Source organism: Bacillus sp. 05T31, assembly GCF_056396725.1.
On record NZ_JBFTMA010000421.1, the window covers coordinates 1 to 3780 of the forward strand.

The window sequence follows — 3780 nt, forward strand, 5'->3', positions numbered from 1 at the left end:
CTATAAATCCGTTGCTTGCTGATCATGTTACAAGAGAGGCAGAGCATTTCCTCTTTATGATTCATGTATTGGAGCAAAGGCTAAAGCAAAAGCAGGTGGAACAATCTCCGCAATAATAGATAAACAAGGAAAGCATGGCAAACTAATGTCATGCTTTTCTTGTTTATCCCGCTATTTGTCGGCAGTAAAACTCCCATCTCAAAATTTGGCTGGATCAAAGAAGTTATGAGGGAGAAAAACTGTCCGTAAACGCCCTATTGGTGAAGGCTAATAATCAGCGGGGGATGAACAAAACCCCCACTGATTAAAGTTTCACTTTATAAATTGTGATTTGATTGTTTCGGTTGTAATAAAAATAATGCTAATCCAATGAAAATAAGTAGAATTCCTAGTCCTTGCTGTAAAGAAATTGTTTCATCTAAAATGAAATAGGCTAGCATACAAGTTCCAATTGTCTCTCCTAAAATACTCATCGAGATAACAGTAGCGCTCATCCATTTTAATAACCAATTGAAWATYGTTTGTCCTAAAATCGTTGCAATGAAWGCTAAWCCWATAAAGGACMACCAWGTTTGTGCAGTGTAATTAAAGAAAGATGACTGCTGTGTGTAAGCAAATATACCGAGAAAGAGTGAACTACTGCCATAACTAATTACCGAGTACGGTATWAGGGATARRTCTTTACGAACATRTTGACTAATGAAAAAGTAAGCTGTTATGACGCCAGCAGCAATAAAAGCTAAAATATCGCCGTATAAAGCCTCACCACTAATTTGAAAATCTTGCCACCCAATCACGATACTTCCTGAAATTGCAATAAGGCAGCCTATAATCGCACCTTTCGTAAACCGTTCCTTAAATAAAAAATAACCACCGACCATTGAAAATAAAGGTTGCAACGTTACGATAACTGTAGAACTTGCTATGGAAGTATACTGTAATGATTCAAACCATAGTACATAATGAGCTGCTAGAAATAATCCAGATAAGAGTCCAAATCCCCATTGCTTTTTTGATAATGAGCGAAGTTCGCTTCGATTGTTTGTATTAAATATTAGAAACGGTAAAAGAATTACCGTAGCAAACAATAATCGATAAAAAGCAGTGATTGCTGCAGGGGCATCGGCTATTTTTACGAAGATAGCTGAAGTAGATAAGGCGAACACGCCGAAAAATAAGATAAAATATGAAAGAATAGGTGATTTCAAAGTTTCTTCCTCCGATTGGTTGTTTATTATAATGAACTGTATATAATATAATGTACAAAAGTTAGTATATAAGCCTAAGATGAAATAAGGAAGGATTAATTGCCACTGTTTAGTATGTCAGCACAAAAGGGACAAAAGATGTATTATGATGGACGAAAGGAAGTTGTAACAATGATTCATTATCGGCTAGGTCAAACTGTTTTAAGTTATCGTAAGAAAAATAATATGACAATTCGTGAATTTGCTGATTATGCAGGAATCAGTACTTCACTTATTAGTCAAATTGAAAGAGGACATGCCAATCCTTCTTTAAATGTATTGGAATTAATAGCGAAAGCATTAAATGTACCGCTGTTTACTCTTTTTATTAATGATATTGATACAGACTCACTTATTTCTAAGAAGAAAGATCGGAAAAAAGTATATCGAGAAAATAATGATCATATTGTTTATGATGTGTTAACACCAGATTTTATGAAAGCTCGCATTGAAATGTTAATGATGGATTTAAACGGATATGCAAATACAACAGAAAGTCACTATTCCCACGAAGATAAGGAAGAAATTGCAGTTGTAATGAAAGGGGAAGTGTATGTGGAATTGGAAGGGAATGAATATTTTTTAGAAGAAGGAGATGTTGTGCGTATTCCACCGAACGTGAAACATAGATTTTTGAATAAGAGTGATGAAATGAATCACATCTTATTTGTATTAACACCTTCGTTAAGCTAAGGAAGTAGCTTAAGGATACATACTAAGTGGTAACATAATAGAAAGTATCAATTACATAAAGATTCGCGTGTATAATAAAACAACTATCTATAAATACATACACATTTGATTTTCACTTTGTATGTTTAAGAAGATGAGAGATTTGACAAAAAAATAAGATAGTTCCATGACTATCAAACCAAATAATTCAGATAAACAAAGAGTGGAAATTTTTAAGGCTTTGGCAGGAGTAAAACGAGAAATTGTTCGTTATTTATTTCATAATCAAAACAAACACAATTGTGGAAGATTGAGACTGCATTAGGGATGAATAAGTATCATCTCAAAATATTATTAGAAGCAAATTTAATTCTTGTTGAGCGGCAGGGGTAATTTTAATTTATAACTGTAAAGGAGGAAACTTTTCAAGAGTTTTCACCTGGCTTTTTGCCGACTTTGTAGATGCTAAAAAAACATTTTTATTAGGGTTTAGAGGGGATAAGAGAGATGGAAAATATAAGTGTATTAAAAGATGGGCTTTCAATTATATCTCAATGTAAAAAAGAAACAAATGATATTTGGTATGCACATTTCGGAGCAGCTGCCATTGCTAGTTATTTTTTTACGAAAAACAATAACATTGATGAAAAAACTGCCTGTAACATTTATTCTCAAGCGAAAATGATGCTCCATAAGCAAAGGTTAGGCGAAACAATTGATAATAAACAAGGTATCGATTATCAAAGTGCTGAAGAAACGATAATTAAATCTTTGGAACAAACGATTGATGAACTCCATTGGGTTGGTCATAATGTAATTTACGCTTCTTTRAGTTTACTAGCCATTAAGGAGTTAAGTCATTGGGGGAGTGAGCAAGATATTAATAATATAGCAAACCTTATATTATCGTTTCAAAAAACAATTCCCGGTAGATCTTGGATTGGTTTTACAACTAAAGAAGTAAAGCAACTAATTATAAATAATGAGGAGATTCAAAGCGAAATTAAAAACCCAAAGCAATTATCTGAATTTATTTTAAATGAATTATCTGAATTTAATGTTATATATAAGGCAGAATCACATCACGATTTAATTGGTCATATGCTTACCTTCTCACATGCGATTAATATATTATATGACTTAGGGCATATAGAATTATTTCAACGAGGAATAAAACCACTATTAAAGCTAGTTTATGTACTTAGAAAAAGTCGCAATTTAATGCCGAATGCCCAAATAATATTGAATTCTCCTGTAGATCGTTTACCTCTTACAAAAGCAAAACAAGTTGATACACTTCCGCTAGATAATGGATTCTGGCTTAAAGACTACAGCGAATTTAATTGGGATTTTGGGCACATATTTAAATTTTCATATAGTTATTTTGATCACTTAACAAGGGTTCCAGAATATAAAGATAAAACATTTGAGAAATTCTGTTGTATTATTAATGAGTAAAAGTGTCTAACTTTAAATTAATAGTAAATGGTACACATTCATAAACTAACATATTTATAAAAAATGGTAGAAAATTATAATGACCTGTAATAATAGGCTTAGTTTAAGTCTCTTTTTTTGTTAGTAGTATATTGTTTTTTCAAATATGTAAGATTTTACATTAGCATGAGACTTTTACTTATTATGTAAGTAGGCTATACTAAAATACATATATTTTGAAATTGGAGCGAATAAAGACGACATGGAATTAGTGAAGTTAGAAAAAATAATTGAATTGAAAAAAGAAGAATTATTGAATCTAGTCTCAAATTATGGACTTCAACATGAAAAAGTAATAGCACTCAGCCAAGAAATTGACAAATTAATAAACTGGTTTATGTTTTTAAAATAGAAAGAACTATGA

General features: G+C 31.7%; 4 protein-coding genes and 1 pseudogene. 4 read left to right on the forward strand and 1 reads right to left on the reverse strand.

The genetic code is table 11. The features are described from left to right. Positions 1–116: pseudogene (locus AC1DJR_RS20920) on the forward strand (DUF2935 domain-containing protein); the annotation flags it as partial. A 201-nt stretch (positions 117–317) separates the two neighbouring features. Here AC1DJR_RS20920 and AC1DJR_RS20925 read toward each other — a convergent pair. Next, a complete protein-coding gene (locus AC1DJR_RS20925) occupies positions 318–1208 on the reverse strand; it encodes a DMT family transporter (protein WP_477003416.1) in 891 nt (296 codons plus the stop codon). 114 nt (positions 1209–1322) lie between these two features. Between AC1DJR_RS20925 and AC1DJR_RS20930 the strand changes: the two genes are divergently transcribed. The 3 genes from AC1DJR_RS20930 to AC1DJR_RS20940 all read left to right on the forward strand — a co-directional run bounded on the left by AC1DJR_RS20930 (position 1323) and on the right by AC1DJR_RS20940 (position 3768). Then, positions 1323–1940: a helix-turn-helix domain-containing protein gene (locus tag AC1DJR_RS20930; protein ID WP_002031957.1), complete on the forward strand. Its 618-nt coding sequence runs from the start codon at positions 1323–1325 to the stop codon at positions 1938–1940. A 486-nt stretch (positions 1941–2426) separates the two neighbouring features. After that, positions 2427–3377, forward strand: a complete 951-nt coding sequence (locus AC1DJR_RS20935; RefSeq protein WP_060751770.1) for a hypothetical protein — start codon at positions 2427–2429, stop codon at positions 3375–3377. A gap of 241 nt (positions 3378–3618) precedes the next feature. Beyond that, the gene (locus AC1DJR_RS20940; protein ID WP_002012842.1) at positions 3619–3768 is read left to right on the forward strand and encodes an aspartyl-phosphate phosphatase Spo0E family protein; all 150 of its coding nucleotides are present in this window, start codon (positions 3619–3621) and stop codon (positions 3766–3768) included. The last annotated feature ends 12 nt before the right edge of the window (positions 3769–3780 follow it).

What these genes read in the sequence shown, in the direction of transcription:
- AC1DJR_RS20930 (WP_002031957.1), top strand. Translation starts at nt 1,323, where the DNA reads ATGTCAGCACAAAAGGGACAAAAGATGTATTATGATGGACGAAAGGAA.
- AC1DJR_RS20940 (WP_002012842.1), top strand. Translation starts at nt 3,619, where the DNA reads ATGGAATTAGTGAAGTTAGAAAAAATAATTGAATTGAAAAAAGAAGAA.